The sequence below is a fragment of the Bifidobacterium miconisargentati genome, assembly GCF_019331675.1.
Classification (GTDB): Bacteria; Actinomycetota; Actinomycetes; order Actinomycetales; family Bifidobacteriaceae; genus Bifidobacterium; species Bifidobacterium miconisargentati.
Map to the genome: position 1 here is coordinate 103,574 of NZ_JAHBBJ010000002.1, position 24,770 is coordinate 128,343.

Below are 24,770 nucleotides of genomic sequence, written 5' to 3' on the forward strand. Positions count from 1 at the left end.
CCGTAGGCGAAGTGAGGCCGTAGGCCGAAGGGTACTCAGTCGAGATTCGACTGAGTACCAGCAGTGGCCTGATTGGCGGCCTGGTCGGCCTGGGCCTGGTCGAGTTTGGCGCGGACATCGTTGAGCAGGCCTTGCGCGCGCTTGGCCAGGGCCTCGCCGATCTCCCATTGACGCATCGACTGGTCAAGGTTCAGGCCGCCGGTCTCCAATGCCTGCACGGCCTGAATGAGCTTGTCTCGCGCCTCCTCATACGGCATCTGGGCGATGAGTTCGCGTTCCTTGTCCGTCAATGCGGAAGCGGGGGCGGTGCTCTCTGAGGTATTGGAAGTATCGGTCATGATGACGCTCCTTACTATATATACGGTAGTTATGCGTGTATCGGTATGAATATATGAATAACGATGCGGTTATTCGGTGGTGGATGTGGCGGTGGCGGTGATGACGCCCTGCTTCAACGTCACAGTGATGCCATCTCCGGGAGAGACCTGCGTGGAACTGTCCACGACGTGTCCATCCGCCGACTGCACCACGGCATAGCCGCGATTGAGGGTGGACTGGGGGCTCAAGGCCGTCAATGAGGCGTGCGCCTTCTCGATGGTGAGCTGTGCGTCATCCACGATGCGGCGCAATCCGATGTCCAGTCGCTGCAATGAATCATCGATCAGACGCTGATGCGGCTCCAGCATGGTATGCGGTTGGGTCAGGCTCGGACGGTTGACATATCCCTCGATGAGCCGGATTTCGTTCTCCACGCGGGAACGGACGCGCAGACGCATACGGTCGATGGCGCCTTCGATGAGCTGCGACTGTTCGTTTACGTCCGGCACCACGCGCTTGGCGGCATCCGTGGGGGTGGAGGCGCGCAGATCCGCCACCAGATCCAGCAGCGTCCAGTCGTCCTCATGTCCGATGGCGGAGACCAACGGTTTGGAGCAGGCGTATGCGGCGCGCACCACCCGTTCGTCCGAGAAGCCGATGAGGTCTTCGAAGGAACCGCCGCCACGGGCCACGATGATCACATCCACGCTGGGGTCGGCATCCAATTTGGCGATGGCCTCGACCACCTCGGCGGGGCATTGCTCGCCTTGCACATGCACATGCACCACCTTGAAGTTCACCGTGGGCCAGCGCAGGTTCACATTGGTGATCACATCGCCCTCGGCTCGGGCCTGCGGTGCGCACACCAAACCGATGGTCTTGGGGAATTCGGGGAGGGGGAGTTTGTGGTCGGCGTCGAACAGTCCCTCGCCCTTGAGCCGCTTGCGTAGCTCGTCGATCATGGCCTTGAGACTGCCGCCCTCGCCGACCTTGAGGATCGTGTCTCCTCTCAGGGAGAGCGAGGTGCGCTTCATCCACAGATTCGCCTTGCCGTGGATCACCACACGGTCGCCCTGCACGAACTGGCTGGCGGCGGCGGCGAAACGGCCGAAACCATTGACCTCCATGGCGATGTCCTCGAAATCGTCACGCAGGGTGATGTACGCCGAGCCGGCGCGACGGGTGTTGATCTGGGTAATCTGGCCGGTGACCCAGGCCGCCGGCCAGCGTTCCACCGCGCCATAGAACTTCTGGCTCAGCACGCTGACCGGCCAGGGGTTCTGGGCGGTGGTCTCGCCCGCCCGTGCCGGCAGCTGATCGATGGGACGCGGGCCGGCGGGCAGGTTGATGGTGCCCGGCTCGCCGACTCCGGCCCCCTGGCCGGGGGGGAAGCCGGCCGAAGCCAGGGAGGCGGCGGTCGGTACGCCGCTCGAGGAATAGCCCATTGCAGTAGTCATGCCCTCCACTATAAATGCGGTTTTCGGGGAGGGAAAAATTTTACCGACACGAAAAACCCATGCGATGATGAGCCGTATCGGATGCAGATGGAACCACATAGCATGAGGGGAGGTCGAATATGGGCATCATCAACCGGCGACACGCTCGGGGAAAACCGTTACGTGAATCACACAGATTCGATTTTGGCGGAATATGGCCGATAATCACTACAAATAGGTCAACACGCCATAGCTGGGCACTAGATATAGGGTTGGGGTTGCCGTATCCTTCTAAAGGTTCAAGAAACGACATCCATGTAATTCGTGTGGCCCACGTCAAGTGCGGCCAAAATACGGGACTGGAAACAGGCCCGCACACCAAGGAAAGAGGTTCCCGATGAGCGCACAGGTGCTGGAAGAGAACGTCGCCGGCAGCGAGATCAAGAAGGTCGCCAAGACCTCCACCGTTCTCGTCGAGAAGCGCGACGGTCGCGTGGTCGATTTCGACCCGATCAACATCATCTCCGCGGTCAAGTCCGCCTTCGGCGACCTCAACAAGGAAATCGGCCCCGAAGAGGAGGCCATGATCCGTGGCTTCGCCAACCAGGTGGAAGGCGAGATCAAGGGCCGCTACAACGGCCCGGCCAAGATCGAGGACATCCAGAACCTCGTGGAGCACGCGCTCATCGACGCCCACCTGTATGACGTGGCCCGTGCCTACACCAGCTACCGTCTGGACAAGGACATCGAGCGCGCCAAGGCCACCGACGTGAACGAGGCCGTGGCCCGCTTCATCAACCACGACCCGACGCTCATCCACGAGAACGCCAACAAGGACTCCAACGTCTACGCCACCCAGCGCGACCTGCTGGCCGGCGCCGTGAGCAAGGCCGCCGCATTCAACATGCTGCCCCCGGCCGTCTCCAACGCCCACATGAAGGGCGACATCCACTTCCATGACGCCGACTACTCGCCGTTCACCGCCCAGTCCAACTGCTCCCTGCCGAACTTCTGGGACATGCTGGCCAACGGCTTCACGCTCGGCAACGCCCCGATGGCTTCCCCGAAGTCCATCGCCATCGCCGCCACCCAGATCACCCAGATCATGAAGGACGTGGCCTCCAGCCAGTACGGCGGCCAGACCGCCAACCGCGCCGACGAGCACCTGGCGCAGTACGCCCGCAAGGATTACGAGAAGTTCCTCGAGGAGGCCCGCGAGACCATCCCCGACGGCATGCCGGTGGAATTCGCCCGCCGCCAGGTGGAGAACGCCAAGAAGAACGAGCCCGCCAAGCTCCACTTCGGTTCCCGCGAGCCGCTGCCCATGGACACCCCGTTCCACACGGACGTCGACGAGCTGGAGCAGGAGCGCGAGATCCTGGCCAAGATCCGCACCCGCAAGGCCATCTACGACGCCATGCAGACCATGGAGTACCAGATCAACTCCAACCGCGTTTCCAACGGCCAGACCCCGTTCGTGACCGTGGGCTTCGGCCTCGGCACCGACTGGTTCTCCCGCGAGATTCAGCGCGCCATCCTCCTCAACCGCATCCGCGGCCTGGGCAAGGAGCACCACACCGCCATCTTCCCGAAGCTCGTGTTCACCGTCAAGCACGGCGTGAACGCCGACCCGGGCGACCCGAACTACGACCTCAAGCAGCTCGCCCTCGAGTCCGCCACCAAGCGCATGTACCCGGATGTGGTGTTCTACGAGAACATCGTCAAGATCACCGGCTCCTTCAAGGCCCCGATGGGCTGCCGTTCCTTCCTGCAGGGCTGGATCAACCCGGAGACCGGCAAGGATGAGGAAGACGGCCGCATGAACCTCGGCGTGGTGACCGTGAATGTGCCGCGCATCGCCATCGAGTCCCACGGCGACAAGGCCCGTTTCTGGAAGCTGTTCAACGAGCGCATGGAAGTGGCCCACCAGGCCCTGCAGTTCCGCATCATGCGCTGCAAGGAGGCCACCCCGGTCAACGCTCCGACGCTGTTCCGCTTCGGTGCCTTCGGCCGCCTCGGTGCCAACGACAACGTGGACCAGCTCTTCAAGAACGAGCGCGCCACCGTCTCCTTGGGCTACATCGGCCTAGCCGAGACCACCGCGGTCTTCTACGGCAAGAACTGGATCCGCGACCACGGCTGGGATCCGGAAGGCAAGGAGTTCGCGCTGTCCATCGTCAAGCGCATGAACGAGCTGTGCAAGCAGTGGAGCAAGTCGGAGGGCTACCACTACTCCGTGTATTCCACGCCGGCTGAGTCTCTGACCGACCGCTTCAACCGCATGGACCGCGAGAAGTTCGGCCGCATCGAGGGCGTGACCGACCACGACTTCTACACCAACTCGTTCCACTACCCGGTGTGGCTGCAGCCGACCCCGATGGAGAAGCTCAACTACGAGAAGGACTTCCCGTACTACGCCTCCGGTGGCTTCATCAACTACTGCGAGTACCCGTGCCTGCAGGACAACCCGAAGGCGCTCGAGGCCGTGTGGGATTACGCCTACAACATCGGCATCGGCTACCTGGGCACCAACACCCCGATCGACCACTGCTTCGTGTGCGGCTTCCAGGGCGACTTCGAGCCCACCGAGGAAGGCTTCAAGTGCCCGGAGTGCGGCAACTCCGACCCGGACAAGTGCAACGTGACCAAGCGCACCTGCGGCTACCTCGGCAGCCCGGTCCAGCGTCCGATGGTCCACGGCCGTCACGAGGAGATTGCCCATCGCGTCAAGCACATGAGTGGTGAGACCGGTCGCGTGACCCTGGACGACGGCACCACCCGCGAGTGGTTCGAAGAGGCCAAGTAATCGTATGGCGTGAGGCGGCTCCCCTCTCCGAGGGGAGCTGTCAGCGAAGCTGACTGAGGGGAGTCCTGCAATCGTGCGGGAACTCCCCTCAGTCGCCTAGAGGCGACAGCTCCCCTCAGAGAGGGGAGCCTGCGTGTTGTCGGCAAATACGGAGGTGGACATGTCGGAGTTCCAGCAGATCGCGGCGCGTGAAATCAAGCGCCATGACTTTGCGGCGGGTGAGACAGGGCGAGGTCCCTCCGTACCTTCCCATGGGCTTGCCAACGATCCCAGGGCCGGCCAATGGGACGGCCGACGGATGTCCAAGCGGATGATCGCCGACTACAAGACCTTCATCGTGACCGACGGCGAAGGCGTGCGCAACTCCCTGTATGTCTCCGGCTGCCCGTTCCACTGTGTGGACTGCTTCAACGCCTCCATCTGGGACTTCCAGGCCGGTCATGAATACACCCAGAAGCTCGAGGACAAGATCATCGAGGATCTCAAGGCCCCGTGGGTGCAGGGCATCACGTTTCTCGGCGGCGAACCTCTGCTCAACACCCCGGTGCTGGTGCCGCTCGCGCAGCGTATCCGCCGTGAATTTGGCCATGCCAAGGACATCTGGTGCTGGACCGGATACACATGGGAGGAACTCATGCGTTCCGGCGAGACTCCGGACAAGCTTGAACTCCTCAAGCTCATCGACATCCTCGTAGACGGCCGGTACCTGAAGGACCAGAAGAACTCCCTGCTGCAGTTCCGCGGCTCCGCCAACCAGCGCATCCTCGATGTGCCCAAGTCGTTGGAGGCGGGCAAGCCCGTCATCTGGGCCAAGCTCCACGACCAGGAGCGAGACATCCCCGAAATCTATCTCAAGGATCGCGAGGCCGGCGAAGGCTCGCAGGCGTCCTGAATCATATAAAGCCATATAAGAGGATGGTTCAGAACCGTCCAACCTGACTCCCACCGGTCCCCGGCGGTTCCATTGCGGATGATGGAACAAAAAAAGGAGCGACCTAATCGCGGGCATTCCAATCGATGGTGGTAGCGCGTCGCGTGATGCCTGCCGGCGCGATCAGCTCGCATCGTGCATCACGGTCGCGATTGCCTTCGAGACGGTCGAAGAGCAGGCCGGCGGCTCGTTCGGACAGCCGCTCAGGCGTGGTGGATACGTTGGTGACCTGCCATTCGAATGATGTCGCGGCGTAGTCCGAGCAGTACGACACCACGGAGACATCCTGTCCGGGAATCACATCATGCCGGCGCAACGTGCGCAGCAGCCATTCGGTAGGCTGAGGCTGCCGGACGATGATGCCAAGGCGGTCATCGGCATGCAGCAGCAGTTGGTCGACGGTCTTCTCGATGCCGGGCCAGCCTTCGCCGAGTCGTTGCACGATGGAGAATCCCAACCCGCGCTCGTCCGCACGCTGGTGCGCGGTGTTATAGAACTCGTCGACGAAGTTGTATTCATTCGGGTCGCTGCCCAGTTGCGTACCGACCATCGTCACATGGTGATGCCCGGTGTCGGCGAGCTCGTCCACGGCCAACAGGGCGGCCTTGCGGGCGTCGGCGTCCACGCAGTCCAGCCCGCGCGCATTGGTCGCACGGCCCACAAGCGTGACGGGTTGGCTGAGTTCGGCGGCGATGGGGATGCGGGGATCCTCGCGGCTGACATCCATGAGAATGAAACCGTCACAGATCGATTTGCCGGCCATGCGCTTGAGCGCGGCCACACCGTCGTGCGTGGTGGTGATGATGACGTCATAATCGCGTGCGCGTGCGCTGCGCACGATGGCATCGATGTACGGCGTGGTCTCGTTGGCGTCGATCGTCTCGCTCATCTCCACGAACAGCGCGATGATGTTGGTGCGGTTCGTCTTTAACGTGCGCGCACCGGCGTTCGGTTGGTAGTTGAGCTTGCGCATCGCCTCCTCGACCCGTCGTCGCGTCGCTTCGGACACGGTGTTCTTGCCGTTGATGACGAACGACACCGTGCTCTGGGATACGCCCGCCAAGGCGGCGACGTCCTTGCTGGTCGGCGGTCGGGTTCCGGCTTGTCTGGTGGTCATGAGGTCCTCTTGCGTTGTATTTCGGCGGGATGCGCCGGCGGTCGCGTCGTCGCCACGTTGCTATTCGATATTAGCCCGTGCGGCTAACCCCTTACGTTGCTGGTCTCTTGGTTGGCTTTATCCAATCGACTGAGGGGTGGACTTTGCGCGTCATACGATCAGCCTTCGCGCGTGAAACGCGGCAGTCTGTCGAGCGGGCAAGGCGTGTCGATGATGGCGGGTCCCTCGATGATCTGCCCATCATCCGCACGCCATCGCCCTTCGGGAATCGACACCCGCCGGGAGACAGCATGGCGCTGCGTGCAGGGGGCGACGATGATGTCACTGCCCAGAAGGAACTGGTCGGTAACGGTATCCATGTCAGGGAAGTGGTAGGACATCGGGCGGATGATCGGCTCGCCGGTTTGCGCCGCGTGATCGGCAAGCCGCAGAATCGTCGGCAGGTATTCCTCGCGAATGGCCAATACCTTGCGTACGGCCTCGAGATGATCGGCGTCCAGCACGCGGGAGGGCGCGGTGGAGAACTGCATCATCGGGGAAAGCGCTGCGATCTGCGCGTAGCGGACGAAGAACTCCTGGTCCACGTCCGAATGCTTGGCGCTGTTGACTTCGCCGCCGCCGATCATATCGGGACAGACGAACGGCTGGCCGATCATGCCCTGTGCCAGCATCTCCGGGATCAGCGAGCCGATGCCGTGCTCATCCCAAGCGGCGGGCTTGTCCTGAAGCCTTTGCGCGAGCGGCTGGCCGCCCATCTTCCAGCAGGCGCGGAACTCGTTGAACGGGTAGTGCACGCCGATGGCGGCCCACTGTTCGCACATGTCGTTGGATGTCATCGGAGTGGCCGGCAGATCGTCGTCGTGGAAGTCATACAGGTCGGCGCCGTCGAACTTGAATCCGTCCACGCCGAGCTCGCACAGCGCGTCGAGCCGGCCGCGAATCCATTGACGTGCCTCGGGGTTGCTCAGGTCGAGCACGGCGCTCAGACCGTTCCACCAGCGGCGGATGGCCGTGCGGCCGTGGCGGTCGCGCAACATGAGCCCACGCGCCTCGAGCTCGCGGAACACCGCGGAATCGGGGCTGACGAACGGCACCAGCCAGACGATGACGTCGAATCCCTTGCCGTGCAACTGGCGGAGCATCTCCTGCGGATCCGGGAACGTGGCCGGGTCGAAGGTCCAGGTTCCGTAGTCGGGGCTCCACTTGTCGTCGATCATCAGCACGCCCGGGGACATGTCGGCGGCCAGCATCGCGTCGGCGTAGGCAAGCACTGCCTGCTGGGTCGGGCGGTAGGGCATTTCGATCCACGTGTTGTATTGCGGCTTGGCGAACATGGCCTTGGCGGGAGTCTCGCCGGACGGGGGGAAGTGGTTCCGGCTTGCGGCGAGGAAGGCGTCTCGCAACGTGCCGTCGCCATCGCCGTGCACGGTGACGGGATGATCGGCCTGCACGGTCAGGTGCTTGCCGTCGAAGGAGAACGCGAACGGCTTGTCGCACCATATATACCGGCCACAGGTGGAGACCAGCAATGGCGCGCTCTGGTTCGAGGCTTCGGGCAGCTGGCCGTCCTCGTGCTTCCAGGTGGCCAGGTCGCAGGAGAACGGCTGTGCGCCGAATGGCATGAGTCGTCCGTCCGCCGCTCGGCCTCCCCACCAGAGTTCATCGGGCAGCAGATCGATTGTTGTGCATTGAGCCGTGTTGTTCATAATCGGTCTTTCCTATATGCAGTAAACATCTGACGCAGCTTCGGTGCCGCGTGTATCTAATACGTATTATTACGACGAAGGTACCGATTTACAAATTCCGGCGTGGCGTGATTTCCTGTGAGTGACCTGGAGGGTAATTGCCGTGCTGTCTGCCGTCAATAAATGGCTTTATTGTGAGGTTTCATGGGAATGATGTCATTGCGACACGCCGCTTTGCCGCCGTTGCCCCTTGGTGGCATACTGAAGTCACGTAGTTACTCATACGTATTAACAAATCAAAACGGTGCACAATGGAGGGGCATAGTGGCCCCGAGGTTCGAGCCGAGCTTGATTAATAGTCTTGGCGACACCAAAGCGGGTGCCGCAGGAAGGAAGAAGAATCATGAAGTTCTCCAAGACCATCATCGCAGCCGTAGCAGCAGCGGCGATGATCGTTCCGTTGGCCGCATGCGGTAGTGGAACGGCTGATTCCGGCAAAACCACCATCACCTACTTCTCGTGGAACAACGAGAATCAGGTCAAGCCCATCATCGAGGCCTTCGAGAAAGCCAACCCCGATATTAAGGTCGATCTGAGCACCGCGCAGGGCGAAGCCGCCGATTACGCGCAGACGCTGACCACACGTGCCGCAGGAAACCAGCTGCCCGATGTGTTCCACATGTCCATCGAGACGCGCAATGAAGTGCTGGACGCCGGATTGGCCAAGGATTTGACTAATGAGCCGTTCATGGATTCCATTCCGGACACCAATAAGGACCTCTATACACGTGACGGCAAGGTCTATGGCATGAGCCCCACCGCATGGGTCGGCGTCATTGTATATAACAAAGACCTGCTCAAGCAGGTGGGATACGATTCCGTGCCTGAGACGATCGATGAATTCTGCGAGTTGGGCAAGAAACTGCAGGCTGCGGGAATCACGCCGTACATGGACGATCCGACCGTCGTTTCCGGCTCGTTCCAGCCGATGCTTGGCGGCTACTACGCCAAGCAGGGCATCGATACCAGCGAATGGCCGGAAATGGGCGAAGGCGGAAGCTTCGAAAAGCAGTGGACCCCGATCATCAAGGAATGGCAGAAGCTCATCGACTCCGGCACCATGCCCAAGGAGGTCGTGGGCGTGAACAACGACCAGATCAAGCAGCAATTCATGACCGGCCAGCTGGCCATGTTCCGTTCCGGCCCGTGGGACTTCCCCGACCTGAACTCCTCCGGCGTCGACTACGCCACCGCCCCGTTCCCCGCGGTGGAAGGCGGCGAACCGTACGTGGGCGGTGGTCCGGACTCCCCGTTCGCCATCTCCTCGAAGATCGATGGCGATAAGCTCAAGGCTGCCGAGAAGTTCCTTGCCTTCATGAATTCCGAAGAGGGACTCAAACTCGAGGAAAAGAACATCGGTCAGATTTCCGTCTCCTCCGAATACGCCGCCGACGTGGCTCCGCAGCTGCAGGACATCTACGACGAGTACGTGACCACCGGCAAGTACTACTGGACCAACTGGTCCCAGAACGGCAACGTGATGGCCACGGAAATGACCTCCCAATGGCAGCTGCTCATCCAGGGCAGCACGGACGCCGCTTCGGTGGCCAAGCACATGGACGAGACCTGGAAGGCCAACGCCAAGTAACGCGATTGGTGTGAATGCGCAATCAAAGCGAATGCGCAAATCAGCGGCGGCCGGTTCTCTGGGTGCTGGGTTTCCGCACTTCAGTGCCAGCCGCCGCTCCGGTCGGGGCGAATCTCCTGACGATTCTCCTCTTCTCTGCGCTTCGAAAGTTTCGCCCCGACGCACTCCTTATGGAAAGGCAATAAAGACATGACGGCACAAACATGCAACCCCGCAATGATGCGGCAGTCCGACAGCAGCGGCGACGCCAAGGTCGGTGGACGCGATGGCGTCCGCAAGACGCCGTGGTACAAGACCCGCGGATTCGTTGAATCGGCATCGTCCACCGGATTCCTGATCCCCGTCCTCGCGGTGTTCGTCGTGCTGACGCTGATCCCCTTGATCCAGACAGTGTATTACTCCTTTACCGACTACACCGGATTCAACCCCAATGTGAATTTCGTCGGCTTCGACAACTACCGCAAGGTGTTCACTGATCCCTCCCTGCTGGTGGGCCTGGGATTCACCATCCTGTTCGCGCTCGCCACCACGCTGATCACCACGATTATCGCCATTCCTCTGGCGGTGCTGCTCAACGCGAAGTTCTACGGCCGCTCGTTCGCCCGCTCCCTGTTCTTCTTCCTTGGAGTTCCTTCGCTGATCGTGCTGGGTATGGTGTGGAGCTTCATCCTCTCCCCGCTCAAGACGGGCGCGCTCAATTCCGTGCTGGTGTCGATGGGACTGGATTCCGTACCGTGGCTGGCCAATGAGACCTTGGCTCGTGGCTGTGTGATCTTCGTGGCCATCTGGGCTGCTGTGGGTTGGCATGCCACGCTGTATCTGGCGTATCTGCAGGCGATTCCCGCAGACCTTTACGAGCAGGCCGCCGTCGACGGTGCCAGCGGATTCCAGAAGTTCATTCACATCACCCTGCCGCAGCTCATTCCCGGAATCGTGGTCTCCACGTTCCTGCTCATCACCAACGGCCTGAAGGTGTACGACCTGCCCTTCGGCATGACCAAGGGTGGCCCCGGATATTCCACCAACACCATCACCCAGGCGATCATCGTCCATGGTATTTCACAGTCGCAGTACGGTCTCGGTTCGGCGCTGGCGGTGCTGTTCACGCTGGCATGTCTGATCGTGGTTCTCGGGCAGACGGCTCTCACCAGCGCCATCTCTAGGAGGTTCGCGTAATATGAACAAGCTCAAGCCAAGCACTAGGGCGAAGATCGGCGTGTGGGTGCGCACGATCCTCATCAACGCCGTGGCAATCATCATGGCGCTCCCGCTGTACTACATCATCGTCAACTCATTCAAGACCTCCATCGACATGGCGAAGTCTCCGTTCGGATTGCCTGAGACATGGTCCATCCAGAACTACATCGACACTTTCGCTAACCTACCGATCGCCCGAAGCTTCCTGAACTCGCTGATCGTCACGGTCGTGGCGGTGTTCCTTCAGCTGTTCATCGGTTCCCTGGCCGCATACGGCATGATCCTGCGTAAAAGCTGGTTCACTGCCGGAGTCGGCGCCGTGCTGATGATAGCCTTCTGCATCCCGTTGCAGGCCACGCTGATCCCGCTGTACCGCATGGAGGCCAACGTCCATCTCGTCAACACGCTGTGGGGTCTGATCGCGCTGTACTTGGTCAACTCGATTTTCTGCTACTTCCTGATCGTCGGATACATGCGCAAGCTGCCGATGGAGGTGCTGGAAGCGGCGCGCATCGACGGTGCCGGCCCGTTCAAGATTTACTACAAGATCGTCCTTCCGATGATCACACCGATTCTGGCGACCGTGGTCGTGTTCCAGACGCTGTCCACGTGGAACGACTTCCTGCAGCCGAATGTGTTCCTGTCCTCCACGGACAATCGCACGATCATCCTGCAGGTGTTCAACTCCATGAGCCAGTTCACCACCAACTGGCCGGCGTTCATGGCCATCACGGTGATCGCGCTGGTTCCGGTGTTCGTTTTCTTCATCTTCTGCCAGAAGTGGATTGTGTCCGGCCTGGTGGCTGGATCGGTGAAGGGGTGATTCGGGGAGTCGGGATTGGTCTTTGCGGTTTTCCGGAACCATCCCGCGCATGATCGGTTCCATTTCAGAGCAGTGCCTTTCCGGTGTGCACCGTCCGGCAGTGTCGACGGTGCTACCGGAAAGGCGGCTTTGCGTTCAAGGAGATGAAGCTATGCCGCGGCAATCACTCATCATCAGCGGAGTCCCGTGGTTCGATGATCGCGGCCGGACGGTCAACGCGCATGGCGGATGCATCATCGAGGAAAACGGCCTGTACTACTTTTTCGGCGAATACAAGACCGACGAGGAGAACCGGTTCGCCGGCTTCTCCTGCTATTCGTCGCCGGATCTGGTGCACTGGATGTTCCGGCGAATCGTGATGCCGCAGCAGAAGGACGGTCTGATGGGCCCGGGGCGCATCGGCGAGCGGGTCAAAGTCATGCGTTGCCCCGCGACCGGTCGGTACGTGATGTATATGCACGCCGACGATTTGGAATACTGCGATCCGCACATCTGCTACGCGGTTTGCGACGCGATCGACGGCGACTACGAATTCCGCGGCCCGCTGACCTTCCACGGCGAGCCGATTCGTCGCTGGGATCTGGGCGTCTTCCAGGACAATGATGGCACCGGCTACCTGCTGGTCCATGAAGGTGACATTTATCGCCTGGCCGATGATTATCTGTCCGTTGTCGAACAAGTGGGGGAAGGCATTGCGCTTGGTGGCGAGGCGCCGGCCGTCGCCAAACTCGGCGGACGGTACTGGATGCTGTTCTCCAACAAGACCTCATGGGATTGCAACGACAACTACTGCCTGTCCGCGCCCTCGATGCGCGGCCCGTGGACCTATCAGGGCCTGTTCGCGCCGGAAGGCACGATGACCTGCAATTCGCAGACGCTGTACGTGCTGCCGGTGCACACCGAGCATGGCGAGATCGCGATGTACATGGGCGACCGCTGGTCGTTCCCGCATCAGGCCTCCGCCGCCACCTATGTCTGGCAGCGGTTGTCCGTGAACCATGGGCGGCTGCGGTTGGCGGGCTACCGGCCGGCATGGTCGCCGGCCTCGGGCGAGGCGGAGCCGTTCGAAGGGCGACGCATCAAAGTCGGTTTCTGCTCGGACAAGGACGGCGAATCGGTCTCCGTTCCATTCCATGGCTCGCGGGTGGCGTTGACCGGACGGGCTGACCCGTGGGGGTCGTACGCGAGGGTCGGTATTCGCAGAGCCGGGGCGGACGGGGAATCCGTGATGGCGGCGGACCCCATTTTCGTGAGCTGGTACGCCAAATCGCCGGATTGCGGCTACCGGTACGTCTCGCCGGAACTGCCCGAGGATGATTACGTGCTTACCGTCACAGTCACCGGCGAAGTGCCGCAATGGACCGACAAGTCGGGGCAGAGATTCGGTTCGGTGGGTTCCGCGGTGGATGTGGACGAAGCCATCGTCGCGTAAGGGATGATGCCGCATGATCTGACGGCGAACGGCGTCACGGCGCGGTTATGGACATTCTGCGCAGAGGCCCGTCAAAGTCTTGAAAAGTGTCGGGAAACATGCTTCCCGTGAGCGAAATCACCCTGCGGGGCGTCATGTTGGGCAGGTGGTCGGACTATTCTTAGGGCGAGAAGTAGCCGGGCGAAGCCGTCCGCAGGGTGCCTGCCAGCCGTCCGAAACGGTTCGGGATGCCTTGCGGTGCCGTGAGAAAGGCGATTATCCCGGAGGCCGAAGCTAACGAGGAATACATGGTTGACACCGCATCGAACGTGACCACGGACGCCGCCAGCACCGCGAACGCGCGCGTGAACGCCACGCCGAACACGAACACGAGCGCGACCACGGCGGCCGTATCGGGCAACGCCAAGCCCCTGCGCGTGGGACTCGACATCGGCTCCACCACCGTCAAGGCCGTGGTGCTGGACCAGTCCGACTCCCTGAGCAGCACCCTCTTCTCCGATTACCGCCGTCACCATGCCAACGTTCGCGCTACCGTGGCCGGCCTGCTCGTCGACATCCACAAGCAGCTCGAGGAACTCGGTCGCGGCGACGAACCGATTCGTCTCGCCATCACCGGTTCCGGCGGCCTGGCCCTCGCGGACAACATGCATGTGCCGTTCATCCAGGAGGTCATCGCCGAAACCGAGGCCATCGACAAGGAATACCCGGCCGCGGACGTCATCATCGAGCTCGGCGGCGAGGACGCCAAGATCACGTATCTGAAGCCCACGCCCGAACAGCGCATGAACGGTTCGTGCGCGGGCGGCACCGGCGCGTTCATCGACCAGATGGCCACGCTGCTGGACACGGATGCGGCCGGCCTCAACGAGATGGCCAAGAGCTACGAAAACCTGTACCCGATCGCCTCCCGTTGCGGCGTGTTCGCCAAGACCGATCTGCAGCCGCTCATCAACGACGGCGCCGCCAAGCCGGATCTCGCCGCATCCATCTTCACCGCAGTGGCCACGCAGACCATCGCCGGCCTGGCCTCCGGCCGCCCGATCCACGGCACCGTGATCTTCCTCGGCGGCCCGCTGTTCTTCATGTCCGAACTGCGCGCCGCCTTCCAGCGTGCGCTCGAAGGCAAGGTGGACGAGTTCATCGTGCCCACCAACGCCCACCTGTACGTGGCGTACGGTGCCGCGCTCCAGGCGGACATCGACTCGGACGATGAGGGCCACCACTTCGAGGCCCGCACCTGCGCCGACATTCTGCACACGTTGGAGGAGCTGAAGAACCTGCCCTCCAACACGCCCACCATGCCTCCGCTGTTCCCCACCGAGGCGGACCGCGAGGCGTTCAACAAGCGCCACCACCGCGAGCACATCCACATCGGTACGCTCGAAGGCGCGCACGGCCCCCACTTCCTGGGCATCGACGCCGGCTCGACCACCATCAAGGCCACGCTCGTCAACGACGACCGCGAGATCGTCTGGTCCTCCTACGCCAACAACGAGGGCAGCCCGCTGACCGCGGCCATCAACATTGTCAAGAAGATCCAGTCCGAACTGCCGTCAGGCGCGTGGATCGCACGCTCCTGCGCCACCGGCTACGGCGAGGGACTCATCACCACCGGCCTGCATCTGGATGAGGGCGTTGTCGAGACCATGGCCCACTACCGCGGCGCCGAAATGGTCAGTCCCGGCGTCACCGCCGTCATCGACATCGGCGGCCAGGACATGAAGTACCTGGCCATCACGGACGGCGTCATCGACTCCATCGCCGTCAACGAGGCCTGCTCGTCCGGCTGTGGCTCGTTCCTGCAGACCTTCGCCATGTCCATGGGCCTGACGATCCAGGAGTTCACGCAGAAGGCGCTCGCCTCCACGCATCCGGTGGACCTGGGCTCGCGTTGCACCGTGTTCATGAACTCGTCCGTCAAGCAGGCCCAGAAGGAAGGCGCCTCCATCGAGGACATCGCCGCCGGCCTGTGCTATTCCGTGGTGCGCAACGCCCTGTACAAGGTCATCAAGCTGCGCGATTCCGGCGAACTCGGCGACACCGTGGTGGTCCAGGGCGGTACGTTCCTCAACGACGCCGTGCTGCGCGCCTTCGAGCTGCTCACCGACCGCAAGGTGACCCGTCCGAACATCGCCGGCCTCATGGGCGCGTTCGGTGCGGCACTGACCGCACGCATGCACTACCAGGACGAGGCCGACCATCTGGACGTGGCCGTCAAGGCCGATGGGTCCGAGGAGACGGCCGATTCGGCTGCGGCCCCGGCTGTGGCCGAATCGGGACAGTCCGATGCCGCCGCTCCTGCCGATGCCGCCGCGTCCGGCGACGCTGCCAAGGCCCCGGCCGACGGCTTCAAGAAGACCGCCGCCGAGCCCGAAACGCATACCGTCGTCATCGACGGCGTAACCCACACCGCCAGCTCCATCCTGACCGGCGAGGCGCTCGACAACATGTCCATGACCACCGAGCGCGACGTGTGCAAGCTGTGTCAGAACCACTGCAAGCTCACCATCACCACGTTCTCCGACGGCTCGCGCTTCGTGACCGGCAACCGCTGCGAGCGCGGCGGCGACGCCAAGAAGAAGCGTTCCGACCGTCCGAACCTGTACGACTACAAGTACAAGCGTTGCTTCGCCTACCGCCGTCTGACGGACAAGAAGGCCACCCGCGGCGAGATCGGCATCCCGCGCGCGCTCAACATGTACGAGAACTACCCGTTCTGGTTCACGCTGCTGACTTCGCTTGGCTTCAAGGTGATGATCTCCGGCCGTAGCTCCCACGAGCTGTTCGAGACCGGCATCGAATCCATCGCCTCCGAGAACATCTGCTACCCGGCCAAGCTGGTGCACGGCCATATCAAGTGGCTGCTCAACAAGGGCATCAAGACCATCTTCTACCCGTGCGTCTCGTACGAGGACAACCTGGTGCCCAACACCGACAACCACTACAACTGCCCGGTCGTGGCCAACTACCCGCTCGTGGTCGGCGCGAACATGCCCGAACTGCGCGAGGACGGCGTGCGCTACATGCACCCCTACTTCAACCTCGCCAACCACGACCTCATGGTGGACCGCATCGTCGAGGAGTTCGCCTGGGCCAACGTGACCCGCGAAGAGGCCGAGACCGCCGTCAAGGCCGCCTATGCCGAGGACAAGGTCTTCAAGCACGACGTGCAGCAGGAGGGCCTGGCTGCGCTCGCCTATATGAAGGAGCACGGCTGCCGCGGCATCGTGCTCGCCGGCCGCCCCTACCACATCGACCCCGAAATCAACCACGGCATCCCCGAGACCATCTGCTCGCTCGGCATGGTGGTGCTTTCCGAGGACTCCATCTGCGAACTGCAGCCGGGGGAGAAGCTCAACCTCACCGAATTCCTCGCCGAAGGCGAGCAGAGCCCGCGCGCCAAGAACGCCGCCGGATTCCGCCACGTGGGCGACCGTACCGTGACCAGGATGCCGCTGCGCGTGACCAACCAGTGGGCCTACCACTCCCGCCTGTACGCCGCCGCGCACTTCGTGGCCTCCTATCCTGGGCTTGAACTCGTGCAGCTCAACTCGTTCGGCTGCGGCCTCGACGCCATCACCACCGACCAGGTGGCCGAGATCCTCGCGGACAAGGCGGACGTATACACGTTGCTCAAGATCGACGAGGTCTCGAACCTCGGCGCCGCCAAGATCCGTCTGCGCTCGCTCAAGGCCGCAGTCGAGGAGCGCGAGGCCAACAAGGCCCGCGAGGCCGCTGCTGCCGGCCAGGTGGTTGCGGCCGGGGATACCGCCGCAGCCGATGACGAGGCTACCGCCGAGGCTCGTAAGGCCCGTGAAGCCGCGCAGGCCAAGGCCGAAGCCGATTTGGCCGCCGCCAAGGCCGCGCTCGCCGAGGCACAGGCCGCCGTGGAGGCCGCCGAAGCCAAGGTCAAGGCCGAACAGTCGGCCGATGAACAGCCCGCAGGCCCCAAGCCGATGGGCTTCCGCAAGACCGGCACCAAGGCGCCGACCCCCGGCCGCCAGGTGCTGCTCGACACCACGATGGCCGCCAATCCGAAGCTCACCAAGGCCATGCGCGAAGCCTCCAAGAAGGCCGCCCAGCGGGACATCCAGGCCGCCGCGAACACCCGGAACGCCGGGAACGTGCTCGCCGGCTCGAACGGCACCATCGACCAGTCGTCCGCCAAGGCCTCCGGCAAGAAGCAGTCCGCGCACAACAACGCCACGATGAGCCGCTATGCCCACCGCGAGAAGTTCGTCAAGAACATGAAGAAGGACTACACGATCGTGGCCCCGCAGATGAGCCCGATCCACCTGTCCCTCGTGGAGGCGGTGATTCGTTCCGGTGGCTACAAGTTCGACGTGCTCAAGCACGCCAGCCGTGGCGACGTGGAGACCGGCCTCAAGTACGTGAACAACGACGCCTGCTATCCGGCCATCATGGTCATCGGACAGCTCATCGACGCGATTCTGGAAGGCAAGTACGATCCGGATCACGTGGCCCTGGCCATCACCCAGACCGGCGGCATGTGCCGTGCGACCAACTACTTCGGTCTCATCCGCAAGGCCCTGATCGACGCCGGCTACCCGCAGATCCCGGTCATCGCCATCTCCACGCAGGGCCTGGAGGACAATCCGGGCTTCAAGGCCACCGTGCCCATGCTGCACCGTGCCGTCAAGGCGCTGATCCTGGGCGACCTGCTCATGAAGTGCCTCTACCGCGTACGCCCCTACGAAGTGGAGAAGGGCTCGGCCAACCACCTGTATGAGCAGTGGGACACCATCGTGCGCGAAACCATCGAGCACCACGGCTATTCCAAGACCGCGGCCAAGACCCCGTGGCTCAGGAAGGGCTGGCTGCCGTACGATACGCTCGCCAAGGAGATCGTGAAGTCCTTCGACGCGCTGCCTCTGAAGGACATCCCGCGCAAGGTGCGTGTCGGCGTGGTGGGCGAGATCCTCGTCAAGTACCAGCCGGACGCGAACAACCATGTGGTCGACGTCATCGAATCGCAGGATTGCGAGGCTGTGGTGCCCGGCATCATGGAGTTCATGACCACCCGTCCGTACATCACGGATTGGAACGAGCACAACCTCGGCATGGGCGGCAACCAGACGCTCTACGCGCTCATGCGCTGGGGTCTCGACCGGTACAACGCGCCCATCAAGGCCGCCATCGCCACCGCCCACGGCAAGTTCAAGCAGGACGACCCGATGCCGGAACTGGTCAAGAAGGCCGCCGAAGTCACGTCCATCGGCGTGCAGGCCGGCGAGGGCTGGCTGCTGACGGCCGAGATCCTGGAGCTCATCGAACAGGGTTGCCCGAATGTGATCTGCGCGCAGCCGTTCGCCTGTCTGCCCAACCATGTGACCGGCCGCGGCATGTTCGGCAAGATTCGTCGTCTGCACCCGGAGGCCAACATCGTCTCCATCGATTACGATCCGGGCGCCTCCGAAGCGAACCAGCTCAACCGCATCAAGCTCATGATCGCGGCGGCGAAGAAGGCGCACAACGCCAAGTTCGCCGAGGCCGGCGAGCCGCAGGGCTCCACCTCCGCCGACTAGGGCATAGCGTTGCCATTCACACGGTGTGGTCATCCCCACACCGTGTGAATGTTTGCGCACCGTGTGGTGTAAAGGATGTTTGGAATAAAGCCGTTTTGGCGGAATGAAGCCATTCCGGGAAACCACACGGTGGAAGACTGACCACACGGTGGGATGGCTCGAGGCCGTATGCCCGCTATCGGTTTTTCGTATAGCCGATTGGCGGGCGTTCGGGCGCGGCAATGCCCCGGCTCGCATACCATACCGATTATGGTTACTCCGAGAATTAGTTATGCCCATTTGCTGGCCAAGCCGAATCCGAAGCACGTCGAGAGCCTGCTGAAGTTCTTCGAGAACGGTCGCGCGCAGCGTGGCACCGGCGGCTTCGGCGTGGAGATCGAGCACCTGCCCGTGCACAACGGCAGCGACACGGCCGTCAGCTACTACGAGCCCAACGGCATCGAGACGCTGCTCAAGCGCCTGGCCCCCTACTATGACCCGGAGAAGGAATACTGGGAGAACGGCCATCTGGTGGGTCTCGCGCGCCCCGGCGTGTCCGTCTCGCTGGAGCCGGGCGGTCAGGTGGAGACCTCGATCGGCGTGCTCAGGAAGCCCAGCGACCTCATCACGCTGTATTCCAAGTTCCGTCGCGAGGCCGACCCGATCCTGGAGGAGCTCGGCTTCCGCTTCGTCAACTACGGCTATCAGCCCAAGTCCAGCTTCGCCGACGTGCCGGTGAACCCCAAGGACCGCTACGATGCGATGACCGATTACCTCGGTCGCGTGGGCCAGTTCGGCCCGTGCATGATGCGCTGCTCCGCGTCCACCCAGGTCAGCATCGACTTCGTGGATGAACGCGACGCCATCGAGAAGATGCGTCTGGGCACCGTGATCGGCCCGATTCTGGCGTACTACTTCCGCAACACCCCGTACTTCGAGGGCCAGCCGAACCCGTACCCGCTGCTGCGCCAGCGCATGTGGGACTTCCTCGACTTCCAGCGCACCAATGTGCTGCCCGGCCTGTTCGACCCGCGCTACGGCTGGGAGGACTACGCCATCGACGTGCTCTCCACGCCGCTCATGTTCGCTGACCTGACCCACACGCCCGAAGCGGTGGCTTCCGGCGCCTCGCCGAAGGAGCTGCACCGCCCCGCCTTCCGCGAGAACGCGGGCGAGGTGTACCCGGACCGCGAGCTCAACCCGTACGAGATCAACCACATCATCTCCACGCACTTCAACGACGTGCGCCTCAAGAACTTCATCGAGCTGCGCCACTGGGATTCGCTGCCCATCGAGCGCGCGGAACGTCTGACGGAGATCGTCTCCTCGCTGTTCTACATCCCCGAGAACCGCGACCGTCTGGAAAGCTACTTCGAAGGCATCACCGAGTCCGAGGTGTACGAGGCCAAGGCCAACCTGCAGGCCCACGGCCGTGAAGCCACCCCGTACGGTCAGCCACTCGACTTCTGGAAGGAATTCCTGGGCCTCGAGGGTCTGCTCGCGGACATCCCCGGCGACCCGAACCACCCGGACGTGTTCCAGGAGTAGTTTTGACGGCTTGAGCCTCTGCGCGCCGGCGACTTCGGCGCAGCGGAATTGTGGTCTGAGGGGAATCGCGTCCCGTAGACGTTGCACGTGCGGGACGATGCGGCGGAATCAGCTGATTCCGGCCATCATCCCGCACTACTGTGGGACCAGAGCGGCGTCAATTGATTGACTTGGGGATTGTCCCGCATGGTCTGTCGTGAAAAACCTTGGAATCAAGCCGTTTCGCATAATCCGCAACATTGCGGAGCAATTAAGGGTGCGGGATGACGCGCGATTTACGGGGAAAACCGTGCATCGTCCCGCACCCTTATGCGTGAACGGTCGTCCGAAACCCATGCGAAGCCGTCGGAAACGCGCCGTCAATCGGATTGCAGCGTCTGGCTCAATGAGGGGGAATACTCGCTGAAGACGTGCTTGCCGTGTTCGAGTGCCTGCCGGATCACCGTGGCATGGGCCGCCGGTGGGGTGAGGTTCGCCACCATATCGACGGTGGGGTCTTCAAACACCTGTTCCACGGACAGGGCCCTGATGCCGTATCGTTCGGCCTGTGCGCGTGATTTGGGTTCGTCGAGGTCGGTGCAGGCGATGGCGGTGATGCCCTTGAACCTGGAAGTCAGATTGGTCAGGTAGGCATCGGATATCGCGCCGCCCCCGATGATCGCTGCACGTATGGGGTGATTTCCATCATTGGCTCCTTTGGATGAGGGACAAGTGCGATACGGTGTGTTGGGTGGCAACATGAAGCTACTGTGCATGATGTTGTTGCGAACAAATATATCTAAAACTATTAGATTGCAAAAACGGCTGTTTTTCGGTGTTTTCTACTTATTGATAATGTAAAACGCATGTATTGGCTAACGGCTGATAGATATAAACCGGTGGTTAATGCGCATGGCTAGCGCCCGACTACGCCCGCATCGCAGCGGTGGCGGGTGTAACGCACCCGAATCGAACCTTCGGCGGTGTGGCTGCCCCAGATCTCGCAGACCGTGGCGTGGGGCCATTCGGTCGGATCGTTGCGGGCCACCATCGCCAGCGCCTCGTCGAAACAGGCCGACAGTGATTCCCGTTCGATGACCCGGCCTTCCGCGGGGCCGCCGGTCGGGTGGAATACGGTCAGCGACGGGTCGAAGCTGAAATCCGTGGTATCGGTGGCGTCGGCAGTTCCGGTGACGGGTGCATCGGGTGTGTCGGGGGAGCGGCCGTCGGTGGAACGGCTGGTATCGCTCGCCTCGAACTGCTGATAGGCGTAGGCCTTGCCTTCGCGGCAATCGACGATGATGCCGCGGCGAAGCAGTCGTGGCAAACCGGCCTCGCGTACGGCGGCGCGCAGCGCGGTCATCGCCCGCAGGTACGGCTTCAGCATGAACGGGCCTCCGTAATATGGCCACGGCTTGCCCACCATCCATGTGGGCGGCAGATCGGAGCACACCACGCCATCCTCGGGAGTGCGGGCCTTGCGCGTCACCTCGCCCAGATAATCATCGAGACTCGTCTCCAACGTGCGCAGACGGGCGGCCTCGCGGGCCACGCGGTCGCGGCCGGTCTCCATCAACGCCCGCCAATCAAGCGAACCATCCGGGCCTCGGAATGATTCCAACGATTGCAACGGCACGCCAGCGTCCAGACACAGACGAATCACGTCCATCTCCAGCATCTGGTCGGGGGAGTAATAGCGATATCCGGTGCGCGGGTCGGTTTCGAACGGCGTGAGAATGCCGTGCGCATCGTAGTAGCGCAGCGCCTTGGCGCTTGTGCCGTCCAGTTTGGCCACTTCTCCGATGGTCAGTAGTTCGTCGTCATCGCGCATTGATGACACTCCTTCGTCCATCGTTTCGGCGGTCGGCAATCCGTCGCGCTGATTTGACCTTACCCTCGGGGCAAAGTCTAGCATCGCAGCTGTCGAGCCCGAGACGGGCGAGATGGGACAAGTGAACAACGGCACGCATGGGCGCGCGCCGGACCAAGAAAACAGGAGGTTCGTCATGGTTGACGGGCACAAGGACAACGGTTGGCTGGGCCTGACCGGCGACGTATGCGTGGTCACCGGCGCGGTGGGCGGCATGGGCACCGCCATCGCCGCGGAACTGGCCCACGCCGGAGCCAGGCTCGCGCTGGTGGACATCAGCGAGGAACACACCGCGGCATACGCGGCGCAGCTGGCCGCCGAATACGGCGTCGAGGCACGCGGCTACGGCTGCGACGTCTCGGATGCGGACGACGTGGAGATCGTCAAGAACAGGATCGTCGCCGACTTCGGCACGGTGGACGTGCTCGTCAACACGGTCGGCATCCTGCGCTTCGCCCCGCTGGAGGACCTGCCGCTGTTCGACTGGAAGGACGTCATCAACGTGAACCTGACCGGCGCGTTCATCCTCTCCCAAGCATTCGGCAAGGTGATGCTGGAACACCGGGCCGGCCGCATCGTACACATCTCCACCGTGGCCTCCCACTCGCCCGAGACCTTCTCCGGCGCCTACTCGTGCGCCAAGGCCGGACTCGGCATGCTCTCCAAGATGATCGCCGCCGAATGGGGACCGTTCGGCATCCGCTCCAACTGCGTGTGCCCGTGCTTCGTGAAGACCCCGATGAGCGCCTCCTTCTACGCCGATCCGAAGGTGACCGAGGAACGCGAACGACTCATCGCCTCCCGCCGCATCGGCGAGGTGCAGGACATCGCCAATGCCGTGGCCTTCCTGGCCTCCAAGCGATCCGACTTCGTCAACGGCGACGAGGTGAGCGTGGACGGCGGCTTCCATCTCATGATGGGCGACCTCACGCCCAAGCCGGGCGGCCGCCGCCAGTTCGCCCTTAATTCACTCAAACAGCGCGGCCTGCTGCCGGAAGGCGGACCGGAAATCAATCCGGCCGCCGAGCCGGAGACCAATGCGGAAGGAGCCCAGGCATGAGCGCCAAGCACGAACCGAACCGTTACGGCGTCCTCTCCGCCGCATTCGTGGTCATGTTCTTCGTGGCCTCGATCGCCCTGTTCAGCGTGTTCCTCAACCCGCTGTCCGAACAGCATGGCTGGACCCCGGCCGAAGTGAGCCTGTCCTACTCCATCTTCCAGACCGTCATGGCCGTCACCGGCATCTTCTCCGGCCGCATCTCTGACAAGTTCGGCCCGCGCACGGTGATGCTCGTGGGCGGCTTCGTGTTCGGTCTGGGCTGGTTCCTGACCGGCATGGCGGACAGCCTGCCCATGCTGTACATCTGCCACGGCCTCATCGCCGCCGTGGGCAACGGCCTGGTCTACAACCCGGCCCTCACCACCGCGCAGCGCTGGTTCCCGGACATCCGCGGCAAGGCGAGCGGCATCTTGCTGGCCGCCGCCGCGATCGGCCCGGCCACGCTCGCGCCCGTGGCCAACGCCTTGTCCAGCGCTTTCGGTGTGTCCAATGCGCTGCGGATCCTCGGCGTGACCTTCTGGGTGACGATCACGCTTGGCTCGCTGTTCGTGCAGCCCGCGCCCGCCGACTACCGTCCGAAGGGCTGGAACCCGCCCGTTGCCGACAAGCCCGCCGCCGCGACGGCGTCCGCTGCGTCCGTTGCCTCCGATGACGACGGCAGCTTCGACTTCAAGGCCATGCTCGCCTCCCCGCGCTTCTACGTGCTGCTCGCCGTGTACGCGATGGCCGCGTCCTCCGGCACGATGCTCGTGGGCGCCGTCTCCTCCATCTCCCAGGAGCACGTGGGTGCGGTGGGCACCATGACCGCCGCCGCATTCGGTGCGATGGCCGTGTCCATCTCCACCATCTCCAACTTCCTGGGCCGACTGACCTTCGGCGCGCTCTACGACAAATTCGGCGCGTTCAAGTGCCTGTCCATCATGCTGGTAGTCACGGCGCTGGCCATGGTGGCCATGTCCTTCGCGTACAACGCGGCGTTCTTCGTGGCGTGCGTGATCGTGCTCGGATTCGCGTTCGGCGCCCTGCTGGTCATCTACCCGCCGCTGACCGGCGAGACCTTCGGCACCAAGCACCTCGGCGTCAACTACGGCATCATGTTCCTCGGCTACGCGCTGGGCGCATGGATCGGCCCGAGGCTCGCCACCGGCCTGCATTCCGAGGTCTATGGCTATCGCATGGCCTTCTACGCGGCCGCCGGCATCACGCTGCTGGGACTGGTGATCGTGCTGCTGCTCGCCGCCCGCGTCAGGAAGGCCGGCACGATGATGCCGCCGCGCAAGTAAATCCGTGCCCTACCCCTATCTCGGCTCCCCTTGTCAGGGGAGCTGTCACCGAAGGTGACTGAGGGGTAGTTACGGAGTCGGATTAAGACGAATCGATACAAACAGGCAAAGA

The 24,770-nt window shown here is 62.7% G+C and carries 16 protein-coding genes; 10 read left to right on the plus strand and 6 right to left on the minus strand.

The annotated features are described in order from the left end of the window. Positions 1–35: 35 nt before the first annotated feature. Both KIH81_RS01695 and xseA read right to left on the minus strand, forming a co-directional pair. Entirely contained in the window at positions 36–338 is a 303-nt protein-coding gene (locus KIH81_RS01695) for an exodeoxyribonuclease VII small subunit (protein WP_214303791.1), read from the minus strand. Positions 339–407: 69 nt separating this feature from the next. Next, positions 408–1,775 carry an exodeoxyribonuclease VII large subunit gene (gene xseA / locus KIH81_RS01700; protein WP_236029112.1) on the minus strand — a complete coding sequence of 456 codons (1,368 nt, stop codon included), beginning with the start codon at positions 1,773–1,775 and terminating at the stop codon, positions 408–410. Between the two features lie 376 nt (positions 1,776–2,151). Between xseA and nrdD the strand changes: the two genes are divergently transcribed. After that, positions 2,152–4,560: an anaerobic ribonucleoside-triphosphate reductase gene (gene nrdD / locus KIH81_RS01705; protein ID WP_214303792.1), complete on the plus strand. Its 2,409-nt coding sequence runs from the start codon at positions 2,152–2,154 to the stop codon at positions 4,558–4,560. Positions 4,561–4,720: 160 nt separating this feature from the next. Further along, on the plus strand, positions 4,721–5,452 hold the full coding sequence (gene nrdG, locus KIH81_RS01710) for an anaerobic ribonucleoside-triphosphate reductase activating protein (protein ID WP_214303793.1): 732 nt from the start codon (positions 4,721–4,723) through the stop codon (positions 5,450–5,452). A 103-nt stretch (positions 5,453–5,555) separates the two neighbouring features. On the opposite strand, the gene KIH81_RS01715 is transcribed toward nrdG, so the two are convergent. Beyond that, positions 5,556–6,608 carry a LacI family DNA-binding transcriptional regulator gene (locus KIH81_RS01715; protein WP_214303794.1) on the minus strand — a complete coding sequence of 351 codons (1,053 nt, stop codon included), beginning with the start codon at positions 6,606–6,608 and terminating at the stop codon, positions 5,556–5,558. Between the two features lie 158 nt (positions 6,609–6,766). After that, complete coding sequence (locus tag KIH81_RS01720) at positions 6,767–8,314, minus strand: glycoside hydrolase family 31 protein (RefSeq protein WP_214303795.1); 1,548 nt, start codon at positions 8,312–8,314, stop codon at positions 6,767–6,769. 382 nt (positions 8,315–8,696) lie between these two features. Between KIH81_RS01720 and KIH81_RS01725 the strand changes: the two genes are divergently transcribed. From KIH81_RS01725 to KIH81_RS01750, 6 genes are all read left to right on the plus strand, one after another. Further along, positions 8,697–9,941 (plus strand): ABC transporter substrate-binding protein, encoded by a 1,245-nt coding sequence (locus KIH81_RS01725; protein WP_109056554.1) that lies wholly within the window; start codon positions 8,697–8,699, stop codon positions 9,939–9,941. A 189-nt stretch (positions 9,942–10,130) separates the two neighbouring features. Further along, on the plus strand, positions 10,131–11,117 hold the full coding sequence (locus tag KIH81_RS01730) for a carbohydrate ABC transporter permease (RefSeq protein WP_236029113.1): 987 nt from the start codon (positions 10,131–10,133) through the stop codon (positions 11,115–11,117). Between the two features lies 1 nt (position 11,118). Continuing rightward, positions 11,119–11,961: a carbohydrate ABC transporter permease gene (locus KIH81_RS01735; RefSeq protein WP_214303796.1), complete on the plus strand. Its 843-nt coding sequence runs from the start codon at positions 11,119–11,121 to the stop codon at positions 11,959–11,961. A gap of 151 nt (positions 11,962–12,112) precedes the next feature. Next, the gene (locus tag KIH81_RS01740) at positions 12,113–13,393 is read left to right on the plus strand and encodes a glycoside hydrolase family protein (protein WP_214303797.1); all 1,281 of its coding nucleotides are present in this window, start codon (positions 12,113–12,115) and stop codon (positions 13,391–13,393) included. A gap of 287 nt (positions 13,394–13,680) precedes the next feature. After that, positions 13,681–18,939: an acyl-CoA dehydratase activase-related protein gene (locus KIH81_RS01745; protein ID WP_236029119.1), complete on the plus strand. Its 5,259-nt coding sequence runs from the start codon at positions 13,681–13,683 to the stop codon at positions 18,937–18,939. Between the two features lie 249 nt (positions 18,940–19,188). Then, a complete protein-coding gene (locus KIH81_RS01750) occupies positions 19,189–20,466 on the plus strand; it encodes a glutamate-cysteine ligase family protein (protein ID WP_109056557.1) in 1,278 nt (425 codons plus the stop codon). A gap of 359 nt (positions 20,467–20,825) precedes the next feature. On the opposite strand, the gene KIH81_RS01755 is transcribed toward KIH81_RS01750, so the two are convergent. Together KIH81_RS01755 and KIH81_RS01760 are read right to left on the minus strand one after the other, a co-directional pair. Continuing rightward, complete coding sequence (locus tag KIH81_RS01755) at positions 20,826–21,221, minus strand: Gfo/Idh/MocA family protein (protein WP_214303798.1); 396 nt, start codon at positions 21,219–21,221, stop codon at positions 20,826–20,828. Between the two features lie 140 nt (positions 21,222–21,361). After that, the gene (locus tag KIH81_RS01760) at positions 21,362–22,276 is read right to left on the minus strand and encodes a MerR family transcriptional regulator (RefSeq protein ID WP_214303799.1); all 915 of its coding nucleotides are present in this window, start codon (positions 22,274–22,276) and stop codon (positions 21,362–21,364) included. A gap of 175 nt (positions 22,277–22,451) precedes the next feature. Between KIH81_RS01760 and KIH81_RS01765 the strand changes: the two genes are divergently transcribed. After that, positions 22,452–23,375 (plus strand): SDR family NAD(P)-dependent oxidoreductase, encoded by a 924-nt coding sequence (locus KIH81_RS01765; protein WP_214303800.1) that lies wholly within the window; start codon positions 22,452–22,454, stop codon positions 23,373–23,375. Continuing rightward, the gene (locus KIH81_RS01770; protein ID WP_214303801.1) at positions 23,372–24,658 is read left to right on the plus strand and encodes an L-lactate MFS transporter; all 1,287 of its coding nucleotides are present in this window, start codon (positions 23,372–23,374) and stop codon (positions 24,656–24,658) included. The genes KIH81_RS01765 and KIH81_RS01770 overlap by 4 nt, the downstream gene beginning before the upstream one ends. Positions 24,659–24,770: the final 112 nt, after the last annotated feature.